The following is a 16,106-nucleotide window of genomic DNA, read 5'->3' as shown; positions in this document are numbered from 1 at the left end:
GCGGATGTCCATCAATAGGTGGCCAGCTTCACGTGCAGCCACTGCGGCTGACTGGTGAGGTTGAGGCCGTAATCGGTCTGGTCGCCATTCCACACGCGCAGGAACTGCCACTGGCCCGCCACGTAGCGACCTTCTTCCACCCGCTCGAACAGCGCATGCCTGCCGGCATTGCGACCGGCTGGCCGAAAGCCCACGCGCGCGTGATAACCGGCCACGAGGTAGTCATCGCGACCAAGCTGCACGATCAGCACGCCGCCCCGCGGCGCCGGGTTGCCCTTGGCTTCCGGCGTGCCGAACTGCGGCAAGCCGTAGGCGACATCCGCGACCCAGCCGCCAAGGTCGAGCTGCTGGGTGTGCACCTGCTCCGGCTCGGACGCACCCCATACGTGGCCCGCATAACCGGCCTGGGCGACCAGCGCGGCGATCGGGCGCAGCAAGGCGTAATCCAGCGCAAACGGGGCAATCGTGTCGGCGTCCACCCGCTGCGCGCCGAGCGGCCAGTTGGAATAGCCGGTGTAATCCATGCCGAACGGCGAGAACCCGATCGCGCCGTGCCCGAGCGCCGCGAAGACGTAACGCGCATACGGCGCCGCGTTGCCGGTTTCGGCGACGAGCAGCGGATTGTCGGCGCGCGCGTAGCGGTCCAGCACCGAGGTGTACTTCGCGTATTCCGGCAGGTAGATATCCGGTGCGATCAAGTCCAGTGCCGGTGCCGCCGCACGCCAGATCGCGAGCACGTTGTCGGTGGGGCCCCCGCTCGAATAGCTGCCCGGCGGGCCCGGATGGAACGGGTCGCGCAAGGCGACATTGGCATACATCGGCAGGTCGTAGACGGCCTTGCCGGCCGCAGCCACCTGCTCGATGTAGCGGGCGATGGCCCAGGCGTAGGAGAACTCCGCCGCGTCCTTGCCGAACACGTCGGCCCAGGTGCCGGCCTTGCGCCCGGTCTTCGCCAGTACCGCCGCCGGTACCGGCGACCGCAGCAGCCGGGTGCCGGCAGCGGCGTAGTCGCGGTCAGTGCCATAGGTGCCCGACTCGTTTTCCACCTGCACCATGATGACCGTGTGCTGCTCCCCGTCGATCGTGCGCAGGTGCTTCATCAAGGCGACAAACGCCGTACGGTCGGCGTTGAGCGTGGACGCCGCAAACGGCGACAGTGAATTCAGCGTGTCGCCATTCTTCTTCACCACACGCGGGAAACGGCGGTTGTCGAGCTTCACCCACGCCGGAGCATAGGCGGGGCCGTTGTTTTTCCAGGTGGCGAACCACAGCAGCACCAGGCGCAGGTGGTGCTCGCGCGCCTGCGTGACCAGGGTGTCGAGAAAGCTGAAGTCGAAATGCCCCTCGCCGGGCTCGATCTGCTCCCAGGCGATCGGCACCTGCACGGTGTTCGCGTGCAGCGCTTCCATCGCCGGCCATACCTTCGGCAGCATCGCCGGCCAGGCACTGGAGTTGTTCACCTGTGCACCCAGCATCAGGTACGGCTGGCCATCCACCAGCAGCATGTGCCGGCCGTGGTCGGTCACGATCCGCGGCAGCGGCGCGGCGAACGCCGGCATGCCGACGACCATGGCGAACACGCCTGCGAACAACCATCGCCAACGGTTCATGGGCCCGTCCCCTCTGGTTCGCCGTAGATGATCCCGCGCCCGCCGGTGGCGAAGTACACCCGCCCGAACACGCGCGGGTCGCCCGTCACATGGGCAATGCGGCCGTACTGGTGGGCGTCGTCGTTGATGCGCTGCCAGTGCTGTCCATCGTCAAGCGAACGGAACAGGCCCTGCTGCTGCCCGTACCGGCCCGCCACGAACAGTACGGGTGAATGCCGGCCCGGCGCCGGCTTGCCGAAACCGAAGGCGTCGACGCCGGCGATGCCGGGCAGCACCTGCTGCACATGGCCCGCATCGTCGCCGCGCGTCAGGGGCAGGTCCCGCGCAGCCAGATAGAGCACACCCGCCGCATCGGGCGCAGCCTGCAACTGCACATGATCGCGCCCGCGCGCAGCGGCTCCGAGTTCGCCCGCCAGCGGGGCGAAGCTCGCGCCGCCGTCGTGGCTTGCATACAGCGCACCGGTACGTGGATCGACCGCGTAGCAGCGCCGCGGGTCGACGCGATCGCCCAGCACCGTCACGCCGCCCGGCAAGCCCGCCACGGCACGCCAGCGGCGGCCGAAATCGTGCGTGAGGTAGACCTGCCCCGCGTGGCGCGGCGCCCACAGCACGCCTTCCCCACCGGCGCTCCACGCGATGCTGCCCGCGCCGTCGCCTTCCGGCGGCTCGCCGGCAAACGCCTGCCAATGCCGGCCACCGTCGTCCGACCAGGCGGCGCGCACCGCCGGACCGAACGGCTTGCGCAGGTAGCCGCTGCGCACGATGCGCAATGGCCTCAGGCCGGCGTAGTCGATGCTCTCGCTGTTCGCATAACGCGGCGGTGCGGCGAACTGCAGCGGCGCTAGGTCGAGATCGTCATGGCGATAGCCGTCCAGATCGCCGAGCGCGCTCAGCAAGTGCGCACCTTGCGGAGGGCTGATCAGGCCGAGCGGCACGGTTTCCTCCAGCCCGCGATCGGCGAACGTCCAGTGCACCTCGCCGCCCGCATCGAGCCGGCCCACGTCGCGCGTTGACCACACGCCGTAGCCGGTGACGAACATCACGTGGCCGGGATCGAACGGATCGATTGCCACGGTGGTCATCCAGTGCGGCGTGTGCTCCACCGTCCAGGGCGCCTCGCGACGGTCGAACACCGAATGCGCGAACACCTCGACCCAATGCGCGCCGCGGTCGGTGCTGCGGAACAGCAGATCGTGCGGCGTGTACAGATGGTGCGTGCTGGCGATGAGCACCGCGGGATTCGACGGCGCCACCGCCACATCGCCCCAGCCGAAGCCCGCGGATTTGCCGTGGCCGGGCCGGCTTTGATCGGGTATGGGCGTGATGTCGGTCCAGCGGTTAGCCGCCGACTGCCAGCGCCAGATGGCGCCGTCGTGCATGGTGTCGGGGCCCGGCTCGTCACCGTAACTCAGGTAGTAGTCGCCATCGCTGGCACGATGCATATGGCTGGGTCGCAGGCCGACGGGCTGCCCCGGTACCGCGCTCCAACTGCGGCCGCCATCGGTGGAACGGAACAGGCTGGTTTGCCGGGTGGACACGCCGGCATAGATCACCGGCGTCGGCTGGCCGCGCCGGCCACTGGCCGGATCGAATACCACGAACACGATGCCGACGGGCTGGGTGCGCCAGGCGTTGCTCGCGCTGGCGGATGGCGAGGTGGCCACGGCCGGGAAGCCGTCCACCTTCGCCCAATGCGCGCCATGGTCGTCGCTGCGCCACAGCCCGGCATCGCGCGACCCCAGAAACAACACCCGGCCATCGTTCGGATCCACCGCCAGCCGCTCGCCGTTGCCGCGCCCTAGCTCGTTGCCGCCCAGCTTGAACGGCAAGTCGATGCGCTCGAAGTGGCGCCCCTGGTCATCCGAGCGAAGGATGGCCGCATTACCCGCCTGCGGCGTGGTGTAGGTGCCGGCGGCCAGGTACAGCCGCTGCGGATCGGAAGGATCGACGGCGAGACTGTCGATGCCGAGCAGGTTCTCGTCCTTTGCCGCGATCCAGTCGAGCAACGGCACCCATTCCCCGCAGGCCGTATCCCGGCGATAGGCGCCACCCACGTCGGTGCGCGCATAGGACAGGCCGCGCACCGCCGGGTGGAAGAGCAGACCGGAAACATAGCCACCGCCCCCGATGCGCACGCCGGTGAAGTGGTACGGGACGGCGGCAGGTTGGCTGGCGTGGACGCTCAGCGCGAGAAACAAAGAGCCGGCAATGACGCCGATGGTTCTGAACATGTCGAAGAAACCCCTCGTCACCTTGCCGCCACCCCGGCCCGCACACTGCGCAGGCCGGGATGCGGCAAGGTCTTTCAGGGTGCCCGGCAAGACACCCGATACGGGCTGCCCTGCCTCAGGCCGGAACCCTCGTCGGCTGCCCACCCCCGACACGATCAGAACGACATGCGCAGCGTCAGCGCGTAACGGGTGTCGTTCACGTACCAGGACGTGATGTGCTTGCCGGATGCGTTCTGATACATGATCGTGCGCTGCTCGGCGTTGTTGAGGTTGTTCATCTCCAGGCCGAGTTTCAGGTGCTCGTTGAACGCGTAGAAGACCGAGCCGTCCAGTTGCCCGTAGGCATCGGCAAATACCGGCAGCTTCCACGGAATGCTGTTGTCGGTACCGTTGTAGCCATTCGGACCGATCGACAGCAGGTACTGGCTGCGCCAGTTGTAGGCCAGTCGGATTTGCCATGGGCCGTGTTCGTAGAAGCCGGCGACGTTGAGGGAATCCCGCGACAACCCATCCGCCGGGAGACTGCCGTAACTGGAGCCGTCCGTATCCAACGGCACTGCCGTGGTGTCGTTCGGCAGATGGGTCCTGCTCCGGATGTAGGTGTAGTTCGCCGACATGCCGAAACCCTTGACCGGCAGGAAATCGAAGAACTGGTTCCAGCCGATTTCCGCGCCATCGATCGTCGCCTTGCCGACGTTCACCGGCCGGGTGATCAGATACGGGTAGTTGTTGCCGTCGACGCCCGGATAGGTCACGAACCGCGACTCGTTGCGGAAATAGTCGCTCAGCCCCTTGTGGAACAGGTTGATCCAGGCCATGCCGCCGCGATCCGGATCGAAGTACCACTCCAGCGACAAGTCGAACTGGTTGGCCTTCATCGGCGTCAGGTACGGGTTGCTGTAGGAACTGCCGGTCAGGGTCAGCTTGTCGACCGGCAGGGTGGCGGTGCCGGCCGGCGGCGTATAGCCCGACAGCACGGCGGCATTGAGAATCTGGTAGGCCTGCATCTGGCTGAAGCTCGGCCGCGCAATCGCCTTGGAAAAGGCAAACCGCGTGACCAGGTTCGGGGCGAACTCCCACTTCACGTTCAAGCTGGGCAGGACGTCGGTGTACTCGTTGCGGGCGCTGACGGGCGTGGACTGGCCCGCGCCCAGATAGGGCGCAAACGCCTGGTCGGGATACACCAGAAAGCCCTGGGCCGCATTCTTGGTTTTCACCGCACGCACGCCGAGGTTGCCGCTCAGCCCGATATCGTCCACGCCAAAATCGACCATGGCATACGCCGCGTAGGTCTTTTCGTGCTGAAGATTGGTGTGCGCGGCATCGAGCAGCGTGGGCTTGTACGGGTTCGCATAGCAGCAGGAATAAAACGGGCTGGCGGCATCGTGGATGGCCGCGTAACTGCCCGGGTAGCCCAGCGCGGTCGACAATATCGGCGCATAGAACGCACCCGGTACGCCGGCGTCACCCTTGTAGAAGTTCTTGAACGTATCCAGGTGCACCAGGCTGGTGTTGACCGTACCGTTCAAGTCCAGGCCGGGCAGCGCACCACCGGGCAGTGCCCAACCCTGCATCCAGGTCTGGAACACGGGCATCCAGTTGTAGCCCGTATCGATGTTGTTGGCGTAGCGGTTGGTGAGGCGCACGCCCGCCCTCACTCCCTGCACGAAGCCGTTGACGAAGCTGTGGTTGATGTCCGCGCGCCAGGCCAGCTCTCTCGCGTAGTTCTGATCCTGGTGATCCATGGTGAACCCCCAGTAGTAATTGGCGGGGTTCCCGGTGAAATCGGAAGCGACACCGATGCGTGGCGGGTTGCTGCCGTTCAGCGCGACGTCGATGTAAGGCACGTTGGTGCCCAGGGACACCGTGGAATCCAGACTGTTGGTGCTGGCCTTGACGAACTGCAAAGAACTCGAGAGCTCGGTGCTCGTGCCCAGCCGCCATTTCATCCCGGTGGAGAAATCCGTGGTCTTGGAGTGGCTGTTGGATGCACGGATATCGGTGCCCATCGGCATCCCGCCGTTCTGCGTGAGCCGACCGGACTGGAACACGCCGCCGTTGACCTGGCTTGGCTGGCTGGCATCCACCGTGACCTGCGTCGGGTCGTTGCTCACGAAGATCGCATCCTCGTCCCAGACCTCGTGGTATTTGCTCTGGAACGCGGTGGCGTAAACGTCGATATCGTTGTTGGGACGCCACTGGAAGGCCAGGTAGGCACCATCGCGCTTGCGGTCATAGAGCAAGGTGCGCCAGTCGGCGCCGCGCGGCACCCAGATGCCGCCTGCGTTCTTGAAGAACGGGCGCACGAACAGGCCATCCGTACGCGTGGCCAGGCGGGAATCGGCGACATCGACGAGGAAACCCATTTCGCCGAGGCTGGTTTGCCAACGATTGCTGTAGAGCACCGAGGCGGACGGCTTGTACTTCTTGATGAAGTTGCCGTAGTTCTCGCTGACTGAAGCGGCGATCTTCTGGCCCTGGAAATCGAAGGGCATGAAAGTGCGCAGGTTCACCGTGCCGCCCAGGCCGCCCTCGATCATCTCGGCCGTCTGGTTCTTGTAGACGTCGACGCCGGACATCAATTCCGACGGCACGTCCTGGAAGCTGAGGGCGCGCCCACCGTTGGCGGAGAAACTGTCGCCGCCATTCAACTCGGAACGCACCTGCGTGAGGCCGCGCACCTGCACGCCACTGCCCTCGGCGGAAAAGTGTTCCGGGTCGCCCTGGGAAAGGAAATGGTCGATGGTGACGCCGGGAATGCGCGACAGGGTTTCCGTGACACTGCGATCCGGCAGCGCGCCGATGTCCGTGGCGGACATCGAATCGACGAAGGTGTCGGCGTCGCGTTTGATGTCCTGCGCCTTCTCCACCGATGCACGAATGCCGGTCACGGTCACGGTGGAAAGGTCCTTGACCTGCTTGCTGCCGGCCTTCGCGGCCTTCTTCGGCGATCTCGCGTCGGTGGCAGATGCCGCCGACGCATTTTGGTCCTGCGTCTGTGCCGTCGAGGTTGCCGGCTGCGCGTGCAGGCCCGGCACTCCAAACAGCAGCCCAAGCGCAATCGCGCCCGACAACCGCGACAGCGGACGCCGGATTGGACGAGTCTTTACTTTGCTTGCGAATTCGATCATGGCTCTCCCCCACATCGTCAGTCCGCAGGCCACGATGCCTGCATCACCCCAATTGCCCGGACGGATCTCGACTGCATCCACGCGCTGGCTGGCATGCAGGCGTTCCGTCATACCCGTCTAAACGGGGATGGCACATCGTGGGGCGGCACACCGCGGCGGCACAATTACGAAATCAAGCGGCTCCGCTAACGTTTCTTCATTTGCGCTTGCCGTATGCATCCGCGGCAACCAGCCTGCCTGCTAGATTTTCGCGGCGGCCAAGCGTGCCTTCGGCACCCTACGCGAATGCCCGGAGGGGATCATGCGCAGTTCGTCTTCAACGACCTCACCGTGGCAGCGGTGGGGGATGCTCGCCGTGCTGGCGGCATGGTCCTGCATGGCGCTGGCTGCCGACGCCACGCAGCCCACGGCCACCACGCTCACCCCGCAGCAGGCAGACTTGCGCTGGCAGCAGGCGGTGCAGCGTTTCACCCGACCGCGCCAGGCATTGCTCGGCACCGTGGCCGAAGGCGATGCGCACGGGCCGTTTCGCCCCGAGTGGAAATCGCTGCAGGCGTATCGCGCTCCGGCGTGGTTCGGCAACGCCAAGTTCGGCATCTTCGTGCACTGGGGCGTGTTCGCGGTGCCGGCGTTCGCCAACGAGTGGTACCCACGCAACATGTACCGGCGAGGCACACCGGAATACGCGCACCAGCTCGCTACCCACGGGTCGCTCGCGCACTTCGGCTACAAGGACTACATCCCCGGACTCACCGCCGCGCGCTGGAACCCGGCCCAATGGGCGGCGCTGTTTCGCGCCGCGGGCGCACGTTACGTGATCGGCGTCGCCGAACATTCAGACGGCTTCGCCATGTACGACTCGCGGCTTTCCGACTGGACCGCAGTGAAAATGGGGCCCCGCCGCGACGTCATCGGCGAGCTCGGCAAGGCGGTCCGCGCGGCGGGCCTGCATTTCGGCGTGTCCTCGCACACCGCGGAGAACGACTGGTTCTTCGGTCACGGCCGCGAGGTCGATTCGGACGTCAACGACCCGCGCTACGCCGGCTTGTACGGCCCGGCCGTGCCGCAGCGTCCCGCACCGGGCGACCCGGCCGACATGCAGCTCGCCGCCGACCGCACGTATGTGTCCCAGGCGTGGGTCGACGACTGGCTGGCGCGCACCGCCGAGCTGGAGAAGTACTACCACCCCGATCTGCTCTACCTCGACTGGTGGATGGGCCAGCCGGCGTTTCATGCGGCAGTGCCAAAACTCCTTGCGTACTACTACAACGCCGGGGCGACGCGCGGCGGCGTGGTGCTCACCTACAAGCTCGACGCCCTGGCTCCCGGCAGCGGCACGCTGGATGTGGAGCGCGGACAGCTGGGCGCCATCCGTCCGCAACCGTGGCAAACCGACACCACCATCAGCCGCAGCTCGTGGGGCTACGTGGCCAACGACCGCTATCGCGATGCCGGCGAGATCGTGCAGCTGCTGGCCGACGTGGTGAGCAAGAACGGCAACCTGCTGCTGGACATCGGCCCGCGACCGGACGGCACCATCGTCCGGCAGGAGCGTGACGTGCTGCGCGAGATCGGTGCCTGGCTCAAGGTGAACGGCGCGGCGATCTACGCCAGCCATCCGTGGTGGACGTTTGGCGAAGGCCCGACGCGCCAGGCCGCGGGCGCGTTCCAGGAACGGGCATCGAAAGCCTATACCGCGGCGGACTTCCGCTTCACGCAACGCGCCGGCCACCTGTACGCCATCGAGCTGGGCTGGCCCAGGGACGGCGCAGCGACCATCAAATCGGTCACGCCGGGCGACGGGGTCCGCAGCGTGCGCCTGCTCGGCAGCCGTGCACCGGTGGCCTGGCACAGCACGCCACAAGGGTTGCGTCTGCAGGTCGGCAAGCCGCCTGCCGGCCCCGCCGCCTACGTCTACGACATCGAACTGGCGGCGCCGCCGCCGGCGCCGTGAAGAATGCGCTCGACAGCGCTTCGAGTTTCCGGTGAAATGTAGTACAAATAACCCTACTGTGATGCGCGTCGTCGCACCATCCGCAAGGAGATACCGATGGTCAAGCTTGCTGCGGTCCGCAGCCTGCATGGGCAAGTCGTGCAGGAGTTGGGCCGGTTGATCGTTGGCGGCGGGATCGCTCCGGGCGCGAACCTGCCGCGTGAGGAACTGTTGGCCGAACGCATGCACGTGAGCCGCACCGCGTTGCGCGAGGCAATGAAAGTGCTTTCGGCCAAGGGCCTGATCGAATCGCGGCAGAAGACCGGCACGCGGGTGCGCGAGGTGACCTACTGGAACCAGCTCGATGCCGATGTGCTGGCCTGGCGCTGCGACCTGATGCCCACCGACGATTTTGTCGAAAAGCTGGTCGAGATGCGCGAGATCATCGAGCCGGCAGCCGCGGCCTCCGCGGCACGCAACCGCAGCGATGCCGAGCTGGCAACGCTGGATGCGGCCTACACGGCGATGGCCGACGCGGTCGATCGCGACGCCTGGGCGATCGCCGATCTCGCCTTCCACGAAGCCATCCTGCAGGCCACCCACAACGAGCTTCTGGCCTCGTTGTTTGCAGTGATCGAGACCGCGCTGGGCAGCTACTTCCAGCTGTCGGCGCAAACCGCCAGCAACTTCAAGTATTCCCTGCCGCATCACAAGAAGGTGCTGGATGCGATCCGCCGCCGCCATCCCGAAGTGGCCCGTCAGGCCATGCTGGCGACCGTGACCGACTCGCGCCGCAACATTCGCCGCCACACCAAGACAACCGGCGCGTCATGACCGGCTTGATTGGCCTCGACTGGGGCACCAGCAGCCTGCGCGCGTACCGGTTCGACGATGCTGGCCGCGTGGTCGACCACCGTGCACGCGCCTGGGGCATCCGCCAATTGCCGGCTGGCGGCTACCCGGCCGCGTTGGCGGAGGTCACCGCCGGCTGGCCCAGCCTGCCGCGCATCGCGTGCGGCATGGTGGGCAGTCGTGGCGGCTGGCACGAAGTGCCGTACCGCGACGTGCCGCTGGCACTCGACCAGCTGGGCAGCGTGTTGGTGGCGGTGGTGGCGGCCGACGGCCTGCCGCTATGGCTGGTGCCGGGGCTGCGCGATGCGGCCGGACCGGACGTGATGCGCGGCGAGGAGACGCAACTGCTTGGCGCCCTGCATCAGCGGCCGGCACTGGCATCGCAAGCCACCTGCGTCATGCCCGGCACGCACAGCAAATGGGTGCGCATTGCGCGCGGCCAGATCGTGGCGTTTCGCACCGTCATGACCGGCGAGGTGTTTGCCGCGCTCAGCCGACACACGATCCTCGGAACGACCGGCGCGGAACCCGTGACCGATGCTGCCGCCTTCGACCGTGGCGTGATCGCCGCGCGCGCCAGTGGCGCGGCGGGCGCCTTCAGCCGGCTGTTCACCGCCCGCGCGTTGCTGCTGGCGGGCGAGCTTGCCGCCAGCGCCGTGCCGGATTACCTCTCCGGGCTGCTGATTGGCGAAGAGTTCCGCAGCGCCGTGGCCAATGGTGACGCCACGCGCGACACGCCGTTGCAACTCATCGGCGATCCCGACCTGTGCCGGCGCTACGCACAGGCCGCCCGCCATTTCGATCTTTCCCTGTCCGCCACCATCGTCGACAGCGCCGCCAGCGGGTTGTGGCGACTGGCGACCCTGGCCGGCCTGGTTACCGAGGCAACTTCCGCATGATTCCCGAATTCCACGCGCTGCCGCTGGTGGCGATCCTGCGCGGCATTGCGCCCGACGAGGCGGTGCCGGTGGGCGAGGCGCTGCTCGCCGCTGGTTTCCGCCTGATCGAAGTGCCGCTCAATTCTCCCGCCCCACTGGACAGCATCGCGCGCCTGCACGCGGCGCTGGGCACCCGTGCGCTGGTGGGTGCCGGCACGGTGATGACGGCGGATGCCGTCGCCGAGGTGGCCGCCGCGGGCGGCCGGTTGATCGTGATGCCGCACAGTGACGGCGCGGTGATTCGCGCCGCAAAGGCCGCCGGCATGGTGTGCACGCCCGGTGTGGCGACGCCCACCGAGGCCTTCGCCGCGCTGGCCGCCGGGGCCGACGCCTTGAAGCTGTTTCCCGCCGAGCAGTCCACGCCGGCGGCGCTGAAAGCCTGGCGTGCCGTGGTGCCGCGCACGGTGCCGGTGCTGCCGGTGGGCGGCATCACGCCGGAAAGCATGGCCGCGTGGCACGCCGCTGGCGCCAGCGGCTTCGGCATCGGCTCGGCGTTGTACGCACCAGGTCGCCCATTGGCAGAAACCAAAACCCGCGCCGCGGCTTTCGTCGCCGCGTGGCACAAGCTGGAACCCCGCACATGAAGATCACCAAACTCACCACCTATGTGGTCCCCCCGCGCTGGACCTTCCTGCGCATCGACACCGATGCCGGCATCAGCGGCTGGGGCGAGCCGGTGGTGGAAGGCCGCGCGCACACCGTGGCTGCCGCCGTCGCCGAGCTGGCCGACTACCTCGTGGGCAAGGACCCGCGTGCGGTCGAGGACCTGTGGTCGGCGATGTACCGCGGCGGCTTCTACCGCGGCGGGCCGGTACTGATGAGCGCCATCGCCGGCGTCGACCAGGCGCTGTGGGACATCAAGGGCAAGGATCTCGGCAAGCCGGTGTACGAGCTGCTCGGCGGCCCGGTGCGCGAGCGCATCCGGGTGTATTCGTGGATCGGCGGCGACCGCCCGGCGGATACCGCCAACGCGGCGAAGGACGCCGTGGCGCGCGGCTTCAGTGCAGTAAAGATGAACGCCACGGCGGAGCTGCAGTTCATCGACGCCCACGCCAAGGTCACCCACGTGCTGGAAAACGTGCAGGCGATCCGCGACGCGGTCGGCCCCGACATCGGCATCGCGCTGGATTTCCACGGCCGCGTGCACAAGCCGATGGCCAAGGTGCTGATGCGCGAACTGCACGCATTCAACCTGATGTTCATCGAGGAGCCGGTGCTTTCCGACCACCTCGAAGCCATCCCCGAGCTGGCGGCGATTTCCCCGGCGCCGATCGCGCTGGGCGAACGGCTGTACTCGCGCTGGGATTTCAAGCGGGTACTGACCACCGGCGGTGTCGACATCATCCAGCCCGACCCCTCGCATGCCGGCGGTATCACCGAGACGCGCAAGATCGCCGCCATGGCCGAAGCGTTCGACGTGGCGCTGGCACTGCACTGCCCGCTGGGGCCGATCGCGCTGGCCGCCAACCTGCAGCTCGACGCGGTGTGCCACAACGCCTTCATCCAGGAACAAAGCCTGGGCATCCACTACAACCGCGGCAACGACCTGCTTGACTACATCACCGACCGCCACGTGTTCGCCTACGCCGACGGCTATGTGACAATGCCGACCGGTGCCGGCCTTGGTATCGAGGTGAACGAGGCCTACGTGGCCGAGCGCGCCACGGTGGGCCAGCACTGGCACAACCCGATCTGGCGCCATGCCGACGGCAGCGTGGCGGAGTGGTGATGGCCATGGCTTCCGCCTACGCACGCTACCCCAGCCTCGCCAACCGCGTGGTGCTGGTTTCCGGCGGCGCCACCGGCATCGGTGCGGCGTTCGTCAGCCACTTTGCACGCCAGGGCGCCAAGGTCGGTTTTCTCGACATCGACGACACCGGCGCGGCCGAGCTGCTGCCCACATTGGCCGACGTGCAGCATCTGCCGCAGTTCGTGCACTGCGACGTCACCGACGTCGCGGCCCTGCAGGACGCGATCGCGACGATCGCCGGCCAGCTCGGACCGATCACCGTGCTGGTGAACAACGCCGCCAACGACGTACGCCACCACCTGCCGGACATCGACCTCGCCGGCTACGAGCAAAACCTCGCCATCAACCTGCGCCACCAGGTGTTCGCCACCCGCGCCGTCACGCCCGGCATGGAGGCTGCCGGCGGCGGCTCGATCATCTGTCTGGGCTCCACCGGCTGGATGAAGAAAAACGCCGACTACCCGCTGTACGCCACCGCCAAGGCGGCGGTGCACGGCTTCGTCAACGGCATGGCGCACACGCTCGGTCAGCGCAACATCCGCATCAACGCGCTGGTGCCGGGCTGGGTCATCACGGACAAACAGCGCCGGCTGTGGCTGGACGCCGACGGCAAGGCCGAAATTGCCCGCGTGCAGTGCATGCGCGGTTACCTGATGGCCGACGACATCGCGCGCATGGCGCTGTTCCTCGGCGCAGACGACAGCCACATGTGTACTGGGCAAAGTTTCGTGGTCGACGGCGGCTGGGTGTGAACGCGCCGGCGCAGGTGGCGCTGGCGGCCGGCAATGTGCTCGGCGAGGGCATCCTCTGGTGCGAGCGCGCGCAAGCGCTGTACTGGACCGACATCCAGCGCGCCACGCTGTGGCGCCACGCGCCGGCCAGCGGCGAAACCCGGCAGTGGCATCTGCCCGAACGCCTCACCTCGTTCGCCCTGTGCGAGACGGATGGCTGGTTGCTGCTGGCGTTGGCATCGCGGCTGGCGTTTTTCCATCTGGCCGATGGCGCCTTGCACACCGTATGCGAGATCGAGCCCGAGCTGCCCACGCGCTGCAACGACGGTGCCTGCGACCGCCAGGGCCGCTTCGTGTTCGGCACCCTGCACGAGCCCGCCGACGGCGGCACCAAGCGGCCGCTCGGCAGTTTCTGGCGCCTGAACACAAATCTTTCGCTCGAACGCCTGCCGCTGGAAAACGTCGCCATCAGCAACAGCCTGGCCTTCAGCCCGGATGGCGCCACGCTGTACTACTGCGACTCGGCCACGCGCACGATCCGCTGCTGCCCTTACGGCGATACGCTCGGTTCCTCACGGCTGTTTGCCGACCTGCGCGGCGAGGAACGCGGCGAGCCGGACGGCGCCTGCGTGGATGCCGAAGGCGGCCTGTGGAGCGCGCAATGGGGCGCCGGCCGCGTCGTGCGCTACGCGCCCGACGGCCACCTCAGCCACACCTTGCCGGTGCCGGCCACTCAGCCCACCCGTCCCGCTTTCGGCGGCGCGCAGCTGGACACGCTCTACCTCACCAGCGCACGCGACGGGCTGGACGCCGCCACGCTCGCCAGGGAACCGGATGCCGGTGCCCTGTTCGCCGCGCAGGTCGGCACGCACGGCCTGCCCGAACCACGATTTGCCGGTAAACCGCCAACGGTTGATCTGCCGCCGGCGCCGTAGCCCGGCATGCGGATCGCACGACCCTCGCCACCACCACGCAGCCATTCCACGGGGAGACACCTATGGGCAACACCCTCACCGCGTCCGCGGCACCCACCGTGCCGCAAGGCAAGGCCACCGCGATCTTCGTCTGCATCCTTGCCTCGCTCGCGGGGTTGATGTTCGGCCTCGACATCGGCGTGATCTCCGGCGCGCAGCAATTCCTGCAGAAGGACTTCGGCATCAGCGACGACACGCTGGGCTGGATCGTCAGCGTGATGATGATCGGCGCCGCCTTCGGCGCCCTGGTGGCCGGCTGGCTGTCCAGCCAGCTGGGCCGCAAGCGCACGCTGATCCTGGGCGCGGTGCTGTTCGTCGCCGGCTCGGTGCTGTGCGGCATGGCATGGTCGCCGGAGGCACTGATCTCCGGCCGCCTCGTGCTCGGCGTCGCCATTGGCCTGGCGAGCTTCACCGCCCCGCTGTACCTGGCCGAGATCGCGCCCGAGTCGATCCGCGGCGCGATGATCTCGCTCTACCAGCTGATGATCACCATCGGCATCCTGGTCGCCTTCCTCTCCGACACCGCCTTCAGCTACTCGGGCAATTGGCGCTGGATGCTCGGCGTGATCGCGATCCCCGGCGCGCTGTTCCTGCTTGGCGTCGCCTTCCTGCCGGAAAGCCCGCGCTGGCTGATGATGAAGGACCGCCGCGGCGAGGCCGAACACGTGCTGCACCGGCTGGGCCTCCTGCCGGAGTCGATCGCCCGCGAGCTGGGCGCGATCACCGAGCAGCTCAAGATCCCGCAGCGCGGCTTTGCGATGTTCCGCCAGAACCGCAACTTCCGCCGCTCGGTGGGGCTCGGCATGCTGCTGCAGGTGATGCAGCAGCTCACCGGCATGAACGTGGTGATGTACTACGCCCCGCGCATCTTCCAGGACATGGGCTACGACACCGAGTCGCAGATGTGGTTTACCGCCATCGTCGGCCTGGTCAACGTGCTGGCCACCTTCATCGCCATCGGCCTGGTCGACAAGCTCGGCCGCAAGCCCATCCTCTACACCGGCTTCGTGGTGATGGCGGCGGGCCTGGGCGTGGTCGGCACCATGATGCACCTGGGCATCCACACCCACGGCCAGCAGTTCTTCACCGTCGGCATGCTGCTGCTCTTCATCGTCGGCTTCGCGATGTCCGCCGGTCCGCTGATCTGGACCCTGTGCTCCGAGATCCAGCCGCTCAAGGGCCGCGACTTCGGCATCGGCTGCTCCACCTTCACCAACTGGGTGGCGAACTGGCTGGTCGGCTTCTCCTTCCTGCCGCTGCTCAACGGCATCGGCCAGGCACAGACCTTCTGGCTGTACGCCGCGTTCAACGCCGTGTTCCTCTTCCTCACCCTCTGGCTGGTGCCGGAGACCAAGGGCGTCACCCTGGAGCAGATCGAACGCAAGCTCATGGCGGGGGAACCGCTGCGGCGGATCGGGCAATGAAACCACCCGGCGTGGCGGCCGCCGCAACGACGTCCGTCACGCCGGGTGTGCACCACGCCGCGCCTGCTACACGTGGACTGGCCAGCTCAGCACCAGCACAGGATGGGGTGCCAATACGCGGCCTTCCGCGCCAAGGTCGACAACGATCCGGACCGAAAATTGGGATGCGGCACAAACGAAGGCGAGGTGACACGCACCCGGAGTCCGCTCGACGCACGGACACGACGCTCACCATGACCGAAAGTGGATAGCAGCGACGTTGCTAAAGGTGTTCAGGAACACTGCGAGGACGAACCCGCCGACCACGCCCTTTGTGTAATTGGCCGAAACGCCAGGCCGTTATCGCCCGAAGGCACCAGCGGCACCAAAGCCACGCACTGCGTGCCGATTCATACGTAAGAGACGCGGAAACCAGATATCTCCCGCCGCCCCCACGGAAACTGGTCCGCGATCAGCGAGCCTCCCCTCATAGCGCACCGAAGCACGAAATAGTCGTCTCCCGGTAACGCGTCTCGCCCGACGGGCCCGCGGA

The 16,106-nt window shown here is 67.3% G+C and carries 11 protein-coding genes; 8 read left to right on the top strand and 3 right to left on the bottom strand.

Annotation, left to right across the window (positions count from 1 at the left end; all coding sequences use genetic code 11):
- Positions 1-11: 11 nt before the first annotated feature.
- From AC3WP6_RS01285 to AC3WP6_RS01275, 3 genes are all read right to left on the bottom strand, one after another.
- Complete coding sequence (locus tag AC3WP6_RS01285) at positions 12-1,610, bottom strand: DUF5597 domain-containing protein (protein WP_492625986.1); 1,599 nt, start codon at positions 1,608-1,610, stop codon at positions 12-14.
- Entirely contained in the window at positions 1,607-3,841 is a 2,235-nt protein-coding gene (locus AC3WP6_RS01280) for a WD40/YVTN/BNR-like repeat-containing protein (RefSeq protein ID WP_492625985.1), read from the bottom strand. The genes AC3WP6_RS01285 and AC3WP6_RS01280 overlap by 4 nt, the downstream gene beginning before the upstream one ends.
- A gap of 155 nt (positions 3,842-3,996) precedes the next feature.
- Entirely contained in the window at positions 3,997-6,972 is a 2,976-nt protein-coding gene (locus tag AC3WP6_RS01275; RefSeq protein ID WP_492625984.1) for a TonB-dependent receptor, read from the bottom strand.
- 301 nt (positions 6,973-7,273) lie between these two features.
- Here AC3WP6_RS01275 and AC3WP6_RS01270 point away from each other — a divergent pair, with 301 nt between their 5' ends.
- The 8 genes from AC3WP6_RS01270 to AC3WP6_RS01235 all read left to right on the top strand — a co-directional run bounded on the left by AC3WP6_RS01270 (position 7,274) and on the right by AC3WP6_RS01235 (position 15,574).
- Positions 7,274-8,926, top strand: coding sequence for an alpha-L-fucosidase (locus AC3WP6_RS01270; protein ID WP_492625983.1), 1,653 nt, complete (start codon positions 7,274-7,276; stop codon positions 8,924-8,926).
- A gap of 96 nt (positions 8,927-9,022) precedes the next feature.
- Positions 9,023-9,739 carry a FadR/GntR family transcriptional regulator gene (locus tag AC3WP6_RS01265; RefSeq protein WP_492625982.1) on the top strand — a complete coding sequence of 239 codons (717 nt, stop codon included), beginning with the start codon at positions 9,023-9,025 and terminating at the stop codon, positions 9,737-9,739.
- Positions 9,736-10,656: a 2-dehydro-3-deoxygalactonokinase gene (locus AC3WP6_RS01260; protein ID WP_492625981.1), complete on the top strand. Its 921-nt coding sequence runs from the start codon at positions 9,736-9,738 to the stop codon at positions 10,654-10,656. The genes AC3WP6_RS01265 and AC3WP6_RS01260 overlap by 4 nt, the downstream gene beginning before the upstream one ends.
- Entirely contained in the window at positions 10,653-11,279 is a 627-nt protein-coding gene (locus AC3WP6_RS01255; protein WP_492625980.1) for a 2-dehydro-3-deoxy-6-phosphogalactonate aldolase, read from the top strand. The genes AC3WP6_RS01260 and AC3WP6_RS01255 overlap by 4 nt, the downstream gene beginning before the upstream one ends.
- The gene (gene dgoD / locus AC3WP6_RS01250; protein ID WP_492625979.1) at positions 11,276-12,424 is read left to right on the top strand and encodes a galactonate dehydratase; all 1,149 of its coding nucleotides are present in this window, start codon (positions 11,276-11,278) and stop codon (positions 12,422-12,424) included. Before AC3WP6_RS01255 ends, dgoD begins: the two co-directional genes overlap by 4 nt.
- Before the next feature lie 5 nt (positions 12,425-12,429).
- Positions 12,430-13,197, top strand: coding sequence for an SDR family NAD(P)-dependent oxidoreductase (locus AC3WP6_RS01245; RefSeq protein WP_492625978.1), 768 nt, complete (start codon positions 12,430-12,432; stop codon positions 13,195-13,197).
- Positions 13,194-14,111: an SMP-30/gluconolactonase/LRE family protein gene (locus tag AC3WP6_RS01240; protein WP_492625977.1), complete on the top strand. Its 918-nt coding sequence runs from the start codon at positions 13,194-13,196 to the stop codon at positions 14,109-14,111. Before AC3WP6_RS01245 ends, AC3WP6_RS01240 begins: the two co-directional genes overlap by 4 nt.
- 62 nt (positions 14,112-14,173) lie before the next feature.
- Positions 14,174-15,574, top strand: a complete 1,401-nt coding sequence (locus AC3WP6_RS01235; protein WP_492625976.1) for a sugar porter family MFS transporter — start codon at positions 14,174-14,176, stop codon at positions 15,572-15,574.
- Positions 15,575-16,106: the final 532 nt, after the last annotated feature.

The organism is Rhodanobacter sp. FW106-HT46G03, from assembly GCF_058789895.1.
This window is presented reverse-complemented; position numbering and strand designations above follow the sequence as displayed.

What these genes read in the sequence shown, in the direction of transcription:
- AC3WP6_RS01285 (WP_492625986.1), bottom strand. Translation starts at nt 1,610, where the DNA reads ATGAACCGTTGGCGATGGTTGTTCGCAGGCGTGTTCGCCATGGTCGTC.
- AC3WP6_RS01280 (WP_492625985.1), bottom strand. Translation starts at nt 3,841, where the DNA reads ATGTTCAGAACCATCGGCGTCATTGCCGGCTCTTTGTTTCTCGCGCTG.
- AC3WP6_RS01275 (WP_492625984.1), bottom strand. Translation starts at nt 6,972, where the DNA reads ATGATCGAATTCGCAAGCAAAGTAAAGACTCGTCCAATCCGGCGTCCG.
- AC3WP6_RS01270 (WP_492625983.1), top strand. Translation starts at nt 7,274, where the DNA reads ATGCGCAGTTCGTCTTCAACGACCTCACCGTGGCAGCGGTGGGGGATG.
- AC3WP6_RS01265 (WP_492625982.1), top strand. Translation starts at nt 9,023, where the DNA reads ATGGTCAAGCTTGCTGCGGTCCGCAGCCTGCATGGGCAAGTCGTGCAG.
- AC3WP6_RS01260 (WP_492625981.1), top strand. Translation starts at nt 9,736, where the DNA reads ATGACCGGCTTGATTGGCCTCGACTGGGGCACCAGCAGCCTGCGCGCG.
- AC3WP6_RS01255 (WP_492625980.1), top strand. Translation starts at nt 10,653, where the DNA reads ATGATTCCCGAATTCCACGCGCTGCCGCTGGTGGCGATCCTGCGCGGC.
- dgoD (WP_492625979.1), top strand. Translation starts at nt 11,276, where the DNA reads ATGAAGATCACCAAACTCACCACCTATGTGGTCCCCCCGCGCTGGACC.
- AC3WP6_RS01245 (WP_492625978.1), top strand. Translation starts at nt 12,430, where the DNA reads ATGGCTTCCGCCTACGCACGCTACCCCAGCCTCGCCAACCGCGTGGTG.
- AC3WP6_RS01235 (WP_492625976.1), top strand. Translation starts at nt 14,174, where the DNA reads ATGGGCAACACCCTCACCGCGTCCGCGGCACCCACCGTGCCGCAAGGC.